At 68.5% G+C, this 15,429-nt stretch carries 13 protein-coding genes; 3 read left to right on the top strand and 10 right to left on the bottom strand.

Annotation, left to right across the window (positions count from 1 at the left end):
• Positions 1-182: 182 nt before the first annotated feature.
• From mdh to FJV41_RS29410, 3 genes are all read right to left on the bottom strand, one after another.
• A complete protein-coding gene (gene mdh, locus FJV41_RS29420; RefSeq protein WP_141645896.1) occupies positions 183-1,127 on the bottom strand; it encodes a malate dehydrogenase in 945 nt (314 codons plus the stop codon).
• 32 nt (positions 1,128-1,159) lie between these two features.
• Positions 1,160-2,458, bottom strand: coding sequence for an NADP-dependent isocitrate dehydrogenase (icd, locus tag FJV41_RS29415; RefSeq protein ID WP_141645895.1), 1,299 nt, complete (start codon positions 2,456-2,458; stop codon positions 1,160-1,162).
• 183 nt (positions 2,459-2,641) lie between these two features.
• Entirely contained in the window at positions 2,642-3,205 is a 564-nt protein-coding gene (locus FJV41_RS29410) for a histidine kinase (protein WP_141645894.1), read from the bottom strand.
• Between the two features lie 396 nt (positions 3,206-3,601).
• Between FJV41_RS29410 and FJV41_RS29405 the strand changes: the two genes are divergently transcribed.
• Together FJV41_RS29405 and FJV41_RS29400 are read left to right on the top strand one after the other, a co-directional pair.
• Positions 3,602-5,746 carry a PilZ domain-containing protein gene (locus FJV41_RS29405; RefSeq protein ID WP_174462103.1) on the top strand — a complete coding sequence of 715 codons (2,145 nt, stop codon included), beginning with the start codon at positions 3,602-3,604 and terminating at the stop codon, positions 5,744-5,746.
• 20 nt (positions 5,747-5,766) lie between these two features.
• The gene (locus FJV41_RS29400) at positions 5,767-6,516 is read left to right on the top strand and encodes a hypothetical protein (protein WP_141645892.1); all 750 of its coding nucleotides are present in this window, start codon (positions 5,767-5,769) and stop codon (positions 6,514-6,516) included.
• A gap of 96 nt (positions 6,517-6,612) precedes the next feature.
• Here the strand turns inward: FJV41_RS29400 and FJV41_RS29395 are convergent, their stop codons facing one another.
• Positions 6,613-8,280, bottom strand: a complete 1,668-nt coding sequence (locus tag FJV41_RS29395; protein WP_217442641.1) for a bifunctional 3-(3-hydroxy-phenyl)propionate/3-hydroxycinnamic acid hydroxylase — start codon at positions 8,278-8,280, stop codon at positions 6,613-6,615.
• A 364-nt stretch (positions 8,281-8,644) separates the two neighbouring features.
• Here FJV41_RS29395 and FJV41_RS29390 point away from each other — a divergent pair, with 364 nt between their 5' ends.
• Entirely contained in the window at positions 8,645-8,857 is a 213-nt protein-coding gene (locus tag FJV41_RS29390) for a hypothetical protein (RefSeq protein ID WP_141645890.1), read from the top strand.
• A 270-nt stretch (positions 8,858-9,127) separates the two neighbouring features.
• Here the strand turns inward: FJV41_RS29390 and menE are convergent, their stop codons facing one another.
• The 6 genes from menE to FJV41_RS29360 form a co-directional block, all read right to left on the bottom strand.
• Positions 9,128-10,570, bottom strand: coding sequence for an o-succinylbenzoate--CoA ligase (gene menE, locus FJV41_RS29385; RefSeq protein WP_141645889.1), 1,443 nt, complete (start codon positions 10,568-10,570; stop codon positions 9,128-9,130).
• Positions 10,567-11,727, bottom strand: coding sequence for a mandelate racemase/muconate lactonizing enzyme family protein (locus tag FJV41_RS29380; protein ID WP_141645888.1), 1,161 nt, complete (start codon positions 11,725-11,727; stop codon positions 10,567-10,569). Before FJV41_RS29380 ends, menE begins: the two co-directional genes overlap by 4 nt.
• 9 nt (positions 11,728-11,736) lie before the next feature.
• A complete protein-coding gene (locus FJV41_RS29375; RefSeq protein ID WP_371745687.1) occupies positions 11,737-12,660 on the bottom strand; it encodes a 1,4-dihydroxy-2-naphthoate polyprenyltransferase in 924 nt (307 codons plus the stop codon).
• Positions 12,657-13,517, bottom strand: a complete 861-nt coding sequence (menH, locus tag FJV41_RS29370; protein WP_141645887.1) for a 2-succinyl-6-hydroxy-2,4-cyclohexadiene-1-carboxylate synthase — start codon at positions 13,515-13,517, stop codon at positions 12,657-12,659. The genes FJV41_RS29375 and menH overlap by 4 nt, the downstream gene beginning before the upstream one ends.
• Positions 13,508-15,277 carry a 2-succinyl-5-enolpyruvyl-6-hydroxy-3-cyclohexene-1-carboxylic-acid synthase gene (gene menD, locus FJV41_RS29365; RefSeq protein WP_141645886.1) on the bottom strand — a complete coding sequence of 590 codons (1,770 nt, stop codon included), beginning with the start codon at positions 15,275-15,277 and terminating at the stop codon, positions 13,508-13,510. The genes menH and menD overlap by 10 nt, the downstream gene beginning before the upstream one ends.
• A partial coding sequence (locus tag FJV41_RS29360; protein ID WP_181791014.1) for a chorismate-binding protein occupies positions 15,261-15,429 on the bottom strand: 169 nt, incomplete at its 5' end. The genes FJV41_RS29360 and menD, both read right to left, overlap by 17 nt.

Here is a 15,429-nt window from a genome sequence, read left to right as displayed (position 1 = left end):
GTCAGCCGGCTCGCCGTTTCGGCGCGCCACGCTCCGGACATCCCCGTGCGAGTTCTACAGGCTAGTTAACTTGGCGGAACCGCGCCGCAACGGCGGCGTCGAAAACGATAAGCCCGCGTCATCCGCGGCATCAGGCGCGAAGCCCGCCGACTGCTTCCGGCGGGCTCCACGACTGGAACGGACTACAGCTTGACGGAGTCGACCGTCTTCTTCACCGACTGGAAGGACTTCGCCAGCTCGGCCTTCTCGGCCTCGTTGAGGTCCACGGTGATGATCTTCTCGATGCCGCCCGCGCCGATCTGGATGGGAGCGCCGAAGAAGTAGTCGCTGATGCCGTACTGGCCCTTCAGCAGCGCCGCGCCCGGCAGGATGCGCTTGCGGTCGAAGATGAAGCTCTCCGCCATGGCGATGGAGGAGGCCGCGGGCCCGAAGTAGGCGCTGCCCGTCTTGTACAGGCCGACCAGCTCCGCGCCGCCCTCACGGGTGCGCTTGACGATGGCGTCCAGCTTGTCCTTCGCGATGAGCTCCGTGAGGGGCACGCCGCCCACGGTGCTGTGCCGCACCAGGGGCACCATGTCGTCGCCGTGGCCGCCGAGCACCAGCGCCTCCACGTCACGGATGGAGCAGCCGAGGGCCTCCGCCACGAAGCACTTGAAGCGGCTGGTATCCAGCACGCCCGCCATGCCCACCACCATGTTGTCCGGCAGCTCCGCGATCTTGTGGAGCGCGAACACCATCGCGTCCAGCGGGTTCGCCACGTTGATGACGAACGCGCCCGGGGCGTGCTGCTTGATGTTGGCAGCCACGTCCTTCATGATCTTGAGGTTGATCTCGAGCAGATCCTCGCGGCTCATGCCCGGCTTGCGGGGCATGCCGGCCGTGATGATGATCACGTCCGAGCCAGCGACGTCCTTCCAGTCCGTGGTGCCGGTGACGCGACAGTCGTAGCCGTCCACCGCCGCGAGCTGGTTGATGTCCAGCGCCTTGCCCTTGACCAGACCCTCGGCCACCGGGATGTCGTACAGGAACACGTCACCCAGCGACTTCTGCACCGCCAGCAGCGCGAGGTTGCCGCCGATCTGCCCGCCGCCGATGAGGCCAATCTTCTTCTTGCGATTCTGAGCCATGGATTCGCCGTCTCCCATTCCCCGTGAGGGGACTACATGTGCTTGATGATGGCCTGACCGAACTCGGAGCACTTCACCTCGTTCACGCCAGACTGCCCTTCCTGCTTCATCAGGCGGGCGAAGTCGTAGGTCACCGTCTTGGCGGCGATGGCGCGGTCCATGCCCTGGATCATCAGGTCCGCGGCCTCGTGCCAGCCCAGGTGCCGGAACATCATCTCACCGGAGAGGATGACGGAGCCGGGGTTCACCTTGTCCTGGTCCGCGTACTTGGGCGCCGTGCCGTGCGTCGCCTCGAAGACGGCGTGGCCGGTGACGTAGTTGATGTTGCCGCCCGGGGCGATGCCGATGCCGCCCACCTGGGCCGCGAGCGCGTCCGACAGGTAGTCGCCGTTGAGGTTCAGCGTGGCGATGACGTCGAACTCGTCGGGACGCGTGAGCACCTGCTGCAGGGTGATGTCCGCGATGGAGTCCTTGATGATGATCTTCCCGGCGGCGACGGCGGCCTTCTGCTCCGCGTTGGCCGCGTCCTCACCCTTGGCGGCCTTCGTCACTTCCCACTGGTCCCAGGTGTAGACCTTGTCACCGAACTCCCGGGCGGCCAGCTCGTAGCCCCACTTGCGGAAGGCGCCCTCGGTGAACTTCATGATGTTGCCCTTGTGGACCAGCGTCACGCTCTTGCGCTTGTGGTCCACCGCGTACTGGATGGCCGCGCGGATGAGCCGGTCGCTGCCCTCATGGGACACCGGCTTCAGGCCGATGCCCACGTCGGAGGGGAAGCGGATCTTCCCGAACTCCTTCGGGAACTCCTGCTTCAGCAGGGCCAGGAACTTGTCCGCCGCCGGGGTGCCGGCCTCGAACTCGATGCCCGTGTAGATGTCCTCCGTGTTCTCACGGAAGATGGTCATGTCCACCTTGTCCGGCGTCTTCACCGGGCTGGGCACGCCCTTGAAGTAGCGTACGGGACGCAGGCAGACGTACAGGTCCAGCATCTGGCGCAGCGCCACGTTCAGCGAGCGGATGCCGCCGCCAACCGGCGTCGTCAACGGGCCCTTGATGCCGACCAGATAGGTGCGGAAGGCTTCGACCGTCTCATCGGGCAGCCAGTTGTTGACCGCCTTGAAGGACTTCTCGCCGGCGAGCACCTCGTACCAGGCGATCTTCTTCTTGCCCTTGTAGGCCTTCTCCACCGCGGCGTCGAAGACGGCCTGGGAGGCGCGCCAGATGTCGCGGCCAGTGCCGTCGCCCTCGATGTAAGGGATGATCGGGTGATCCGGGACGGACAGCTTGCCGTTCTGGAGGGTGATCTTCTCGCCGGACGACGGGGGCGCCATGGACGTACTCCTGGAAGGTGTGGCCGTGTAAGAATTGGCGCGGGATAGTCGAGAACCCGCCCCCCTCCCGTCAAGGAGTTTGGCCACCCCTCCAGGTTGCAGGACTTATCGGACCCAGCGGCGCGGCACGAGAGGACGAACCTCCCGCGCGCCCCCGAGCGCTCGATGTCCTCGCCGGCCGGACTACCAGCAGGCCAGGCCCGGCGCGGGCAGCTCCACCGTCACGGTGAGCCCCGACTCCGCGCCGCGCACCACATCCAGGGTGCCGCCCACGGACTCCACCAGCTCCCGGGCGCGCGCCAGCCGCCGGTGGGTGGGCCCCACCAACATGGGCGACAGGAAGACGGCCCGGAGCTCCCGCTCGGAGAGGTGCGCATCCGGCGTCACCACCTGGAAGCGAGGCCCCTCGTCTCCAAAGTCATCAGGTGGATCCAATGACACGCGAACCCCGCTTTCCCCGGCGAGGTCGGCGGCGTGGGCCAGCAACAACAACAACACCTGCCGTGTACGTCGCAGCCCCGTGCGGGCCAGCACGGCTTCATCCGGAAGTTCCAGGTTCACCGCGATGCCGTGGATTCTTCGCGCGGCTTCCAGCAATTCCATGGATTCACGCATGAGCGCCGCCACATCCACCTGGTGGAAGTCTGGCCCCTCCACCGACTCCAGACGAGGGGCGCGCGCAGGGTGTCCGACACCGTCCCCTGCTTCACCCGAAGTCCTGCCCACCCAATCCCGTGCCGCGCTCATCGCTCACCTCATCTGGTTGGCGTGCCGGAGGGAGTTTACTGGAGCAATCCGACTCGCTCCATTTCACTACGAGAAAGCACTCAGAGCGTGGTTGACTGGTGACATTACAGTTGAGCGACATCTTGGCGGTGGCGTTGTCGGGTGCTGGGCATACAGTTCGTGAAACTTGGAGAAATGACCTGTCACGGTTGACCCAGTGACCTAGATTCCCGCCTTGACGAAAACAGCAAGGCTGCACAAATTCGATTTGACTGTTCCTGCCGACTCCGTATGATACGGACCCATAGCGAAATGCCGCCCACCGCAGCACCGCTGGAGCAGGGAGGAACTGTTGTGCTTGCAACTTCGCCATCCGCATCAGGCGTTCCTCACTACCGGAGAAGGGGGCTCCTGGACATGGAAGGGGGAAACCCGCTCTCCGACCGGCGGACGGTCGAGTTCGATAGCCGAGACGCATTCATCAATGTGATTCCGCTGCCGCCAGCGGAAGCCGCGCTGGATGACTCGGGCTATTCGCTGCATGGCCGGGGGCCGAACGCCATCACCTGCTCGCTGGGTTCGCTGGAAGGAACCATTGGCGAGGTGACGCGGTTGAGCCCCACGGTGGTCTGGGTGATGCCTCGCGGCCCCGTGAATCACGCCGAGGCGCCCACCCTGCCCGTCTTCCTCAAGGGTCTTGGCGTCACGATTGGGCCGCTGGTGGGCGCGTTCATCCGCACCGACTCCGAGACGGCGAGCGCGCCCGTGGGCCTGCAGCTCGTGGGAGTCACCGTGGAGCAGGGCCGGCAGATTCTCTCGATGCTCGCGGATGCCCTGCGCAACGGCGTGGCGGAGCCCGCTGCTTCCGCGATGCCGATGCAGGACATCATCGAGCAGCCAGAGCGCATCCGCTCCATCCTCACCGCCATCTGCGCCTCCGGTAACAAGGGCGTGCTGCGACGGATGGGCCGCTCGGTGCGCATGGTGCTGGAGCGCTTCAACTCGGCGACGGCCCAGTTGGAGTGGCGCACGGAGGAGGCGGTCGCCGAGTGGGGCGAGGCGCCCTACGACGTGGACGTCATCGGCTACAACAGCGCGTACCGCATGCGGCTGGATGCGGGCGGCATGGACGGAGATCGGCTCTTCACGCCGATGCCCGCGCGCATCTCCCGCATCCGTCATCGCTGGCACCGCCGGGTCCCCGCCCCCACGGGCGCGAGCGTGCGCTTCCACCACCCGCTCTGGCGCGAGCTGGGCGAGCTGACGCGCGACGCGGTGGACCTTTCCTTCTCCGGCCTGTGCATCCGCTGCAAGCCGGAGGACCTGATGTTCCCCGGCCTGCTGCCGCCCCACATCGAGTTGGAGACGGGCGCGGGCCAGACGCTGACGTTGCGCGGAGAGATCCGCTACGTCACCAGCCCCCGCGCGGATGGCCACGTGCTGTGCGGCCTGAGCGTGCAGCCCTACTCCGTGGACGAGGCGCGCTGGGTGCGCTTCGTGTCGCAGACGACGTCCCCCGCGACTCGCACCAGCGAGGACATGGAGGACGGGCTGTGGGATTTGTTCACCCGCTCCGGCTTCTTCAGCCTGGCGGGCAAGTCCACCGAGGAGTTCGAGGAGCTGCGACTGGCCTTCCGCGGCATGGCGAAGCGCGGCGCGGAGATTCCGCAGCTGTTCTGCCAGGCGGTGTGGCCGTCCGAGCGCGGGCCGGAGGCGACGCTGTCCTTCATGAAGCCCTACCGCCACGCGTGGATGGGGCATCAGGTCGCCAAGCGCCCCGGCAAGCCGCCGCCGAGCGTGCAGGAGCCCGGGCAGATCATGCGCGACCTGTACGTGCGCACGTTCGAGCACCCGCAGAGCGACCCGGACTTTCGCTGGGTGGTGGCCTACGTGGAGGCCCTCAACCCGTGGATCGCCAAGGCGCACGTGCGCTACGCCGAGCGGCAGATGGAGACGGGCCAGGGCCTGGCCTTCACCCGCAAGGTCCACATGCTGGACGTGCTCACCCACGAGCAGACGGGCCGCAGCCACGAGGGCATCCAGGTGGGGCTCGCCACGCCGCAAGAGCTGACGCTGCTGGCGGACTCCATCGCTCGCACGCGCCCGGCCTGCTACGTGGAAGCGCTGGACTTCACGCGGGAGCGCATCGACATGCGCCCGGTGCAGGCGCGCTGGAAGGAATTCGGTCTCGAGCGTGAGCGAGAGATCCTGGTCGCGCGGCGGGGCGGCGTGCCCGTGGCGGCGACGGTGCTGGAGCTGGGTCAGCGGGGCACGAACCTGTACTGCCTGCTGGACATGGCCCGCCTGTTCTCACTGACCGAAGAAGGACCGTCCACCTATGTCGCCCTGGTGGACGCCGCGCGCCGTTGGTACGCAGCGCGCCGCCGCACCTCGTTCCACTTCCTGTGTGAGGACGAGGGGGGGGATTACGTGCAGGAGGCCGGCATCCACGGAGGGCCTGATCCATTCATGTGGATCATCTCCTCCAAGCTGATTCCCGACTTCCTCGAGCACATCAGTGAGCTGACCATCGGGCGCCGTGGCGCCCACAACCCTCGCTAACACGCCCTAGAGGTTCAGACATGAGCAACAAGCAACTCGTGGAGCAGAAGTATGTTCCCCACGTGGTCGAGGTGCGCGAGCGCCTCAAGTCCTCCCCCGCGCTCCAGACGTTGCTGGATCCGAACGTGGACCCCGCGCTCGTGGAAGGCTTCCTCATCCAGCTCAACTCGCTGGGCGTGTACATGACGGAGCCGGTGGACGGTTGGATCCGCCGCGCGGGCGAGGCCACCGTGAAGATGGGCCTCAAGGACGTGGGCGAGAAGCTCATCACCCACGCGAAGCACGAGGAAGGCCACCACCTGATGATGATCGAGGACACCAAGAGCCTCGTCGCCCGGTGGAACGCCAAGCGCGGTCCCCAGCTGGATGCGACGGCGCTGCTGAACCAGGTGCCCACGCAGGCCATGGTGGAGTACCGGAAGATCCACGAGGACACCATCGTCGGTCCCATGCCCGCCGCCCAGGTCGCGATCGAATATGAAATCGAGAACCTGTCGGTCGTCTTCGCGCCCGGGCTGATGGAGCAGGCCAAGCGCGTGTGTGGCGAGGACATCATGGAGGCGATGTCCTTCGTCAAGGAGCACGCGGAGATCGACGTGGGCCACACCGCCCTCAACGAGGTGATGCTCGGCAAGCTGCTGACCCAGGTGCCCGAGAAGGCCGAGGTCATCGGCAAGACGGGCGCTCTGGCGCTCGACATCTACCTGCGCTTCATGGGCGACTGCGTCGAGCGCGCCCAGGGCCTGCTCAAGCCCGCCGCCGCGGCCTGACGTCCCGTCGGGCGGAAGTCCAGCCATGCCCGACTCCGGGGCGCCTGTGGCCAGGTTCTGGCCCGGGCGCCCCGTCGACTTTTTCCACGCCCTCCCCTACCCGGCCCGACGGACCTCCGAGGCGCCACCCCGCGGCCGGGGACGGATGAGACCTCGCAGCGCGCGACGAAGCCCGTCGAGGCGAGGCCCCGTGGCCGTGCCGAACACGTACCGGTCCGGACGCAGCACCACCACGTCCTTGTCGTGCCGTGAGAACCACGCGCCCAGCCGGCCTTCCGTGTCCACGAACGCGTCCGGAGGAGGCTCGCCGATGCGCTCCGCGGAGAGCACGGACCACGCCCGCGCGCCCAGCTCCGCCGCCAGCGTGCGCGCCTCGCGCTGCGTGTCCTGCGAGGCACCGGGCCGCGTCAGCACGACGAAGCCATCGCCGAGCACGTGGTCCATCAACACCCGCTGCCCCTCCGTGGCTTCCACGCGCGGCTGCGGAAAGTAGGTGCCTTCAGGCGCGGCCTTCGCCCGCTGCGTGCCGAGGATGAAGCCCTTCTCCAGCGCGAATGCGGGCTTCACCTTGAACTGGCGGATGAACTCTCCGGTGACGGGCAGCCGGTAGAGCACCTGGATGAGCACGTTGCGTGCGCGCGCCAGCACCTGGCCTCCCGTCATCATCATCCGGCCCATCGCATCCGAGCTCTTGATGACCTCCGAGACATGGCCGCGCCGCTCGTGCTCGTACGTGTCCAGCAGCGAGTCATCCGCCGAGCCGTCCAGCACCCGCGCCAGCTTCCACGTCACGTTCGCCGCGTCGCGAAAGCCCGCGCACAGGCCCTGGCCCAGGAAGGGCGGCATCAGGTGCGCCGCGTCTCCGAGAAGGAAGGCGCGCCCCACCCGCCAGCGGTCCACGATCCGGCTGTGGTACGAGTGGACGTTGACCGAGCGAATCGTCACCGTCGCCGGGTCGACGTAGTGCGAGATGAGCGAGCGCACATGCTCGGGCTGGCGCACGGCCTCCAGGTCCGCGCCCGGGTCCACGATGATGTCGAAGCGCATCTCGTCCCGCGCCGTGCGCGCGATGAACCCCCGCCGGTTCGGGCCACACAGGTAGCTGGTGTAGTCGGGCTCTGGAGACGCCGTGCTCACGGTGATGGCCAGTGAGTGCTCCAGCGCGGTGGTGCCCTCCAGCTTCAGGTCCAGTTTGCGGCGGATGGTGCTGTGGGAGCCATCACAGGCCAGCAGGTAGCGCGCCCTCACCGTCACGGACTTCTCGGTGCCGCACTCGCGCACGCGCACGGTGATTCCCTCACCGTCCTGCACGAAGGACTCGACCTCGCGGCCCTGCCACAGCTCCACGTGCTCGAAGCGCGCCATGCCCCGGCGCAGCACCGCCTCCATGCGCGGCTGCTGGAAGAAGGCGCCGACGTAGTGGCCGAACGGCTGGTCCAGGTTCGCGAAGTCCACCTCCGCGAGCGAGCGCAGCCGGTCATCGAGGTAGCGCAGCGTGTGGCACGGATGGAAGCCCGGCCCCAACTCGCCCTCCAACCCCGCGGACTGGAAGATGCGCTGCGCCTCGTCATCCACGCTGATGGCGCGGGACTGACCATGCGCGGACAGCTCCTTCTCCACCACCAGGGTCTTCACGCCTTGGAGCCCCAGCAGATTGGCTGCCATCGCTCCGACCGGTCCACATCCCACGATGATGACATCAACAGTTTCAGGAGCCACGTCCGCCCTCCGGGTGTCGTGCTTGTTGAGCTGCCTTTGATTCATCTCCCAGGCCAGGCCTTGGATTTATCAAGTGCCTCTTGATTCAAAGAACGCCTGGGGGAGGATTCCTTGCCTGCTTGAGATTCACCTCTCGGGCAGAATTTCCAATCACTCCCGGATGTTTTCCGTTTCAAGCGAGGGGTGCACCCTACCCGGCGGATTCCCGTCGTGGGCTCAAGTGGGTGCTCATTCCTTGTGAGCTTCAAGATTTGCGTCCGTATGAAATCGCAGTGTCGACTAGCGACGGCGACCCTGTCGGGAAAGCAGCACAGACGTCGTGGGCAACGCGCGGCGTCGTGCTTTCGGGGATCGACGGATGCTTTGGTGGCGCTTCCCCCTCACGCGAAGTTCGCGAAGGAGCAGTCCGATGGAATGGCTCGAATTCTCCCGCTGGTCCCCCGAGGTGGAGCGACAGCTCGCGCAGCAGGCCGCGCGGCTGGGCGCGGCGGCGGCCCGTGGAGCCTCCCTGACCCGGCGGGTGCGCGTCAGCGCCACCGTGGCGGCGGCGTACCGGCTGAGCGCGATGCTGCGTGAGTATCCTCGCACCAATCCCTGGGGCCACCCGGTCTCGGAGTCCTGATTCGGGCCTGACGCTCGCCGGAAGTGTCCCGGCTTCCGGCGTCACGTCCCCGCCAGGAGCCCCGGCCCCCTCATCAAGGGTGAGCAAGTGAACGGTCCCTTCAAGGGGCCTCACGAAAGCTCCCATCCGAGGGAAGGGCTCTGGCGAAAGCGGTTTGTCTCACGATTGATTGACACATCAATCCACTCCCACCTCAGACTACCGGGTTCTCACCAGGACGCCCAGTGTCACGCGCCGAACTTCGGCGAAGGGGTGTGAAGAGCGCCGCGTTCAGTCCTCGGCGGCCTTGCGCAACGAGGAGCGCTCCAGCTTCCCCATGGCATTGCGTGGCAGGGCATCCACCCAGATGAACCGAGCGGGCAACTTGAAGCCCGCGAGCGATTGGCGGCACCAGGCCTCCATCGCCTCCACCACGGGACGCGACTGCCCCACGCGCAGCGCGAGGAAGGCCACGGGCACTTCGCCCCAGCGTGGGTCCGCCACGCCGACCACCGCGGCCTCCTGCACCGAGGGATGATTGGCGAGCACCGCCTCCACCTCGGCCGGGTAGATGTTCTCACCGCCCCGAACGATGAGGTCCGTGCGGCGCGACAGCACCGTGAGCCTGCCCCGTGCGTCGAGCACACCGAGGTCTTTCGTGCGCAGCCAGCCCTCTCGCAAGACTTCACGCGTGGCCTCGGGCCTGCGCCAATAGCCCGCCATCACCGTGGGCCCGCGCACCTCGATGTCCCCTTCCTGCCCGGGGCCTCGCACTTCGCCGCGCTCTCCGACGATGCGAACCTCCAGCCCCGGCAGCGGTGCACCCGCCGTCCGACCATCCGCTTCGGAGGGCCGCTCGGTCGTCACCTGCGAACACGCCTCGGTGAGCCCGTACGTCTGGAGTGCGAGCAAGCCCACGGCGCGCGCCCGCTCCAGCAAGGGCACGGGCACGGGCCCTCCGCCAATCAGCGCCAGTTTGAAAGTCTCGGGCACCCGTCGCCCGGCACGGACATCCAGCACCCGCTCCAGCGTGGTGGCGACAAGGCTGGCGTGAGACACCTTCTCCTCGTCGATGGCACGACTCGTGGTTTCCGCGTCGAAGCGCTCGTGCAGCACGAGACAGCCTCCCTCGTACGCCGTGCGCGTCAGCATCGCGAGGCCACCGACATGGAACAGCGGCAACGTCCCGAGCCAGCGGGGCGCCGGGTGTTCTCCCAGGTTCGCCGCGGACCCGCGCGACGACGCCCGGAAGTTCCCCTCCGTCAGCACCGCGCCCTTGGGCCTTCCCGTCGTCCCACTGGTGAAGAGGACGACCCGAGGCTCGTGTTCTTCCAGCTCCACGCACGTGTCGGAAGAAGCCTCGGCCACGAAGGTCTCCAACACCTCCGCGCCGACAAGCCGCTCACGCAGTGTCCCCAGGGCGAGCGTCAAACCCGGCTCGACATCCTGGGCCAGGGGCTCCAACTCCACGCGGGTGAGTCGCGCATTGAGCGGGGCCAGTACGGCTCCGACACGGCCCAGTGCCCAGAAGAGGAACACACAGGCCGCGTGATTCGTCGCCAGCACACAGACGCGATGGCCCTTGCCAACTCCGCGAGCCTCCAGCGCGGCCACCCACCGACGCACCTCCGCATCCAGTGCGCCGTAGTTCCAGGAGCGCCCCGCGAAGGTGAGTGCCTCCGCGTCCGGTTGACTCGAGGCCCCTTCGCGAATGGGGCACCCGAACTTCGTCACACCACCACCCCGGCATCCAGGCCCAGTCCAGGCGACTCCGGAAGACGGATTCGCCCGTGCACGGGCTGGTACTCATGCATGGCGGGCTCATGCGCGAAGAGACGCCCCACCGCGAGCCCCGATGCCAGCGACCCCGAAGGCAGCGCGGCCGCGAGGTGCGCGGCGCCCGCTCGGGCCACCACGCCGTCCAGCGAGCTCGTCACATATGCCTGCATTCCCAACCGCGCGGCCCGCATCGCCACCACGAGTCCGGGGAGCAGTCCACCCAACACCATCGGCTTGAGCACCACCGCGCCCACTGCCGGTCCACCGCCCAACAGCGGATCCACCGACAGCAGCGCACGCAGCGTCTCCGGTGAGCCGAGCGACTCGTCCGCCGCCACCATGCACGGCGCCCTTCGCTGCACACGCCACAGGGCCGACAGGTCTTCCGGCGGCGTCGGCTGCTCCACCAACTCCAGGCCGTACCAGCCCAGCTTGTCGAGCGCGCGCTTCGCGTCCGGCTCGGACCAACCGCCATTCGCGTCCAACCGCAGCTTCACGTCCGGCCCCACGGCCTCGCGCACCGCCTTCACGCGCTGCTCGTCGGCCTCCAGCGAACGCGTCGCCACCTTCAGCTTCAGCGTCCCGTAACCTTCGGCCACCGCACGCCGAGCCTCCTCCGCCAATGCCTCCGGCGCCTCCTCGCTCAGCAGCGCGTTCACCAGCACTTCGGGACGCGACTCCTCGGCCAGCAGCCAGCACAGCGGCACGCCCTGGCGCTTCGCGAGCAGGTCCAACAGGGCCAGCTCCAACGCATGCTCAGCGGCGGGCACGGGGCCCGGTGGCGCGGGATGACGGGCCCGGACACGAACGCCCTCGCCACGCGCCACCGTCGGCGGGAAGGGAGACAACGTGTCCTCGACCGCGCGCACCGAGTCGCCCAGGAGCTGGCCCTTCAGCGACGACAGCCACGCCCCCAGCACCTCGCCGCACACGGACAAGGACTCCGTGCCGAACTCCGGCAGCGGCATCGCCTCTCCGAGTCCCACATTCCCGTCCTCATCCTCGAGCCTCACGAGGAAGCCCTCGCGCGCGGAGTAGGAGCCTCGGGCCGTCTTCAAGGGCTGGAGCAGCTCCAACCGCAGCGGGGTCAGCGTCGCCTGAACAATACGCATGGACTCACATCATCGCAGGTACAGGCCCAGGCCGAACAGCACGCCGAAGAAGAGTTGGAAGCGCGCGGTCCCCCCCAACGCCGGGTTCAGCGCCGCCCCCTGCTCTCGCAGCACCCGCTTCAGTGGCGGCACCGCCAGGGGCAGGCTCAGGAACGACAGAAAGACCCAGGGTCCGGCGAGTCCCAGTACGAACATCGCGATGGGTGTGGCGAACGCGGCCAGGAGCAGCAGCACGTACTCGGCCTTCCCCGCCGTCGTCCCCCAGCGCACCGCCAGCGTCCGCTTGCCCGCCTTCACGTCCGTGGTGACGTCCCGCAGGTTGTTGACGACGATGAGCATGGTGCCGCTCGCACCCACCGGAATCGCCGCCCACCACGCCGCCGGATGCACCGTGCCGGCCTGAACGTAGAAGGTCCCCGTCACCGCGACGAGCCCGAAGAAGATGAAGACAAAGAGGTCGCCCAGGCCGTTGTAGCCCAGGGGAAACGGCCCACCCGTGTAGGCGTAGCCACAGAGGAGCGACGCGAGCCCGATGGCGACGATGGGCCAGCCGCCCACCGCGACCAGGTACGCCCCCACCGCCGTCGCCAGGGCGAAGCAGACCGCCGCGCCCACGAGCACCGTGCTCGGCGCGATGAGCCCGCTCTGCGTGACTCGCACCGGACCGAGTCGCTCGTGCGTGTCCGCGCCCTTCTTGAAGTCGTAGTAGTCGTTGATGAAGTTGGTGCCAATCTGGATGAGCACCGCACCCAGGAGCGCCGCGAGGGCCGGGACGATGCGCCCCACTCCCAGGCCGAACGCGAGCGTCGTTCCCACCAGCACCGGCACCAACGCCGCCGTCAGCGTCTTGGGACGAACCGCCAGCAACCACGTCTTCACCGTGGGCCGAGGCTTCGCCATGTCCACGGGGGCTCCAGGGACGGACGTACTCACGGATTCACCCTCCCTGAACTCGCCACCGGAGCAACGGCCTCGAACTGGGGCGCCTCGAACCAGGGCGTCTGGAGGAAGCCCAGCACCTCCCGGACGTAGTCCTCCGGTACCTCCAGGTGCGGCGCGTGGCCGCAATCCGAGAAGGCATGTCGCCACACCACCGGAAGCTCCGTCGCCATCTTGCGCGCCGTCTGCGTGAACTTCTCGTCCCGCGCTCCCGTGAGCAGCAACGTGGGCAGTCGCTGGTGATGAAGCTCCGACCAGTAATCCGGTTGTACTCCAAGCCCCAGGCACTCGAGTGCGCCGGCGAGCCCCTCCACGGTGCAGCCTCGACGGTTCGCGCGCAGCGAGTCACGGCGCTCCTCGGGCATGGTGCGAAGGCTGTCGAACAGGGGCAGCGCTTCCCAGCGTTCCACGAAGGCGTCCACACCCCGGGCGCGGATGAACGCCGCGAGCTGCGCGTCCGCTTCACGTCGCGCGGAACGCTCCTGACGGCGGTGCAACCCCGGCGAGCCGCTCTCCATGATGAGCCGACCAAACCGGTCCGGCGCACGCACGGCCGCGGCCAGCGCCACCCTCGCGCCCTGCGAATAGCCGAGCAGGTCCACCGTGCCCACGCCCAGCGAGTCCACCAGGGACACCAGCGCGTCCACCGTCTCCAGGAAGCCGTCGCGGCCCTGTCGCTCGGGCAGCGGCGTGGTGCCATGCCCTGGCAGGTCCACCGCGATGGCTCGCACGGAGCGCCCCAGCAGCGGACGCAGTCCATTGAACGAGGCCCGGTTGCCGGTGAAGCCGTGCAGCAGCACGAGGGGCCGGGAGCCTTCTCCCCACGTCTCGTAGGCCAGTGTCACGCCCATGGTCCGTCTCCCAGTGCGGCGGCCATCCTCGCGAAGAGCTGCCGATGGTCATCCACGTTGGCGGCCCGGTCCACGCGCACCTCCACGAGATGCAGGCCGCCTTCGAGCCCTTCACGCACCGCCGACCGCAACGCCGAGGGCGTCGTCGGCCGGTGCAGTCGCGCTCCGCCCAGCGCCGCCGCGTGCGACAGGTCCACGCCGTGCGGCGTGCCGAACAGCGTCTCGAACTCGTCCGGCTTCGCCGCCTGGGCGATGGGCAGGAACGAGAAGATGCCGCCGCCGTCGTTGTTCACGGCGACCACCGTCAGTGGCACACGCGCGCGCGCGGCCGTGACGAAAGCCCCCACGTCGTGTAGCAGCGCCAGGTCACCCGTAAGCAGCACGGCGGGACGCGAGGCCGCCGCGGCCATGCCCAGCGCGCTGGAGATGATGCCGTCGATGCCATTCGCCCCACGGTTGGCCAGCACCCGCAGCGGCACGGGACCCGCCGGAGCGAAGGCATCCACGTCGCGAATGGGCATGCTGCTGGAGACGAACAACGGAGCCTCCGCGGGAAGCGCGGCCACCACCTCGCGGGCGATGCGCGGCTCGCTGAGCTGGTCGGGCCGCTCGGCGAAGGCGGCCTCGAGCGCGCCTCGCGCCAGTCGCTCCGCCGCGAGGAAGCCCTGCGCCCACCGTCCCGGGCCCCGGGTCTGTCCCTTCGCCAGCGCCGCGCAGGCCGCCACCGCCGAGCCCTCGACCACTGTCGACGCGCGATGCGTCGGGTCGAACAACGCGCCCCCATCACTGAAGAGGACGACGTCCGAGCCCGACGCCTCCACCCATTGCTGCGGCGATTTGGGCGTCAGCCCGCCACCGAAGCGCAACACCAACTCCGGGCGGTGCGTCCGAGCAAAGGGCGCGTGGCGCAACAGCGCGTCGTAATACGAGAGCGTGAGCGGCCCACCGCCATAACGCGCCTGGGACGTCGCCTCGGCGAGCACGGGGTAGCCCGTGGCCTGGGACAGCGCGGAGACGGCGTCGGCGAACCCGTCCGCCTCGTCGCGAGGACCACAGACAATGACACCCCGCTCCGTCGCGGCGATGCGCTGACGCAGCGACTCCAGCACCGCCGCATCCGGCATTGGCGTGGGTGGCACGATTCGCGTGAGCGGCGCACCCGCGCGGCCCGCCTTCGACAGCGCGGACAGGCGCTCCTCACCGAAGGCCTCCGTCACGGGCGCGAGCGGCTCGCGGAAGGGGACGTTGAGTTGCACGGCGCCCCGCGGCGCGCGCAGCGCGGTGGACACGGCCCGGGCGGCGGTCGCGCGCAGGTGGATCAGCGCCACGTCACTGGCCTCGGGGACGCCCACGTCCGTGAAGCTGCGCGCGTGCTCGCCATAGAAGCGGGCCTGGGGAACCGTCTGCGCCGCGCCCCACCCCTGCAGCTCCAGCGGGCGGTCCGCCGTGAGTACAATCAGGGGCACCTGGGACAGCGAGGCCTCGATGACCGCGGGATAGAAATGCGCGCCCGCGGTGCCGCTCGTGGCCACGAGAATCACTGGCGCACGTGACTGCTTCGCGAGCCCCAGCCCGAAGAAACCGGCGCTGCGCTCGTCGATGACGGACCAGGTGCGCAGGCCCTCCGCGCGAGCACACGCAATCGCCAGCGGCGAGGAGCGCGATCCCGGGCACACCACCGCGTGCCGCGCGCCACCGCGAACCAACTCCTCCACGAGCGCGCGAGCCCACAGCAGGTTGAGATTACTGTCGCCCGACATCCCCGCCTCCCAACGCACGCAACACGGCCAGACTCTTCATCTCCGTCTCCCGCCACTCCGCCTCCGCGATGGAGCCGGCCACGATTCCGCAACCCACGAACAGCCGGGCCCGCGAGCCCCGCACCCGCGCCGAGCGCAACCCCACCATCAGG

The organism is Myxococcus llanfairpwllgwyngyllgogerychwyrndrobwllllantysiliogogogochensis, from assembly GCF_006636215.1.
Classification (GTDB): Bacteria; Myxococcota; Myxococcia; order Myxococcales; family Myxococcaceae; genus Myxococcus; species Myxococcus llanfairpwllgwyngyllgogerychwyrndrobwllllantysiliogogogochensis.
This window is presented reverse-complemented; position numbering and strand designations above follow the sequence as displayed.

Coding starts and splice junctions, on each gene's coding strand:
- mdh (WP_141645896.1), bottom strand. CDS start 1,127: ATGGCTCAGAATCGCAAGAAGAAGATTGGCCTCATCGGCGGCGGGCAG.
- icd (WP_141645895.1), bottom strand. CDS start 2,458: ATGGCGCCCCCGTCGTCCGGCGAGAAGATCACCCTCCAGAACGGCAAG.
- FJV41_RS29410 (WP_141645894.1), bottom strand. CDS start 3,205: ATGAGCGCGGCACGGGATTGGGTGGGCAGGACTTCGGGTGAAGCAGGG.
- FJV41_RS29405 (WP_174462103.1), top strand. CDS start 3,602: ATGGAAGGGGGAAACCCGCTCTCCGACCGGCGGACGGTCGAGTTCGAT.
- FJV41_RS29400 (WP_141645892.1), top strand. CDS start 5,767: ATGAGCAACAAGCAACTCGTGGAGCAGAAGTATGTTCCCCACGTGGTC.
- FJV41_RS29395 (WP_217442641.1), bottom strand. CDS start 8,280: ATGAATCAAAGGCAGCTCAACAAGCACGACACCCGGAGGGCGGACGTG.
- FJV41_RS29390 (WP_141645890.1), top strand. CDS start 8,645: ATGGAATGGCTCGAATTCTCCCGCTGGTCCCCCGAGGTGGAGCGACAG.
- FJV41_RS29380 (WP_141645888.1), bottom strand. CDS start 11,727: ATGCGTATTGTTCAGGCGACGCTGACCCCGCTGCGGTTGGAGCTGCTC.
- menH (WP_141645887.1), bottom strand. CDS start 13,517: ATGGGCGTGACACTGGCCTACGAGACGTGGGGAGAAGGCTCCCGGCCC.
- menD (WP_141645886.1), bottom strand. CDS start 15,277: ATGTCGGGCGACAGTAATCTCAACCTGCTGTGGGCTCGCGCGCTCGTG.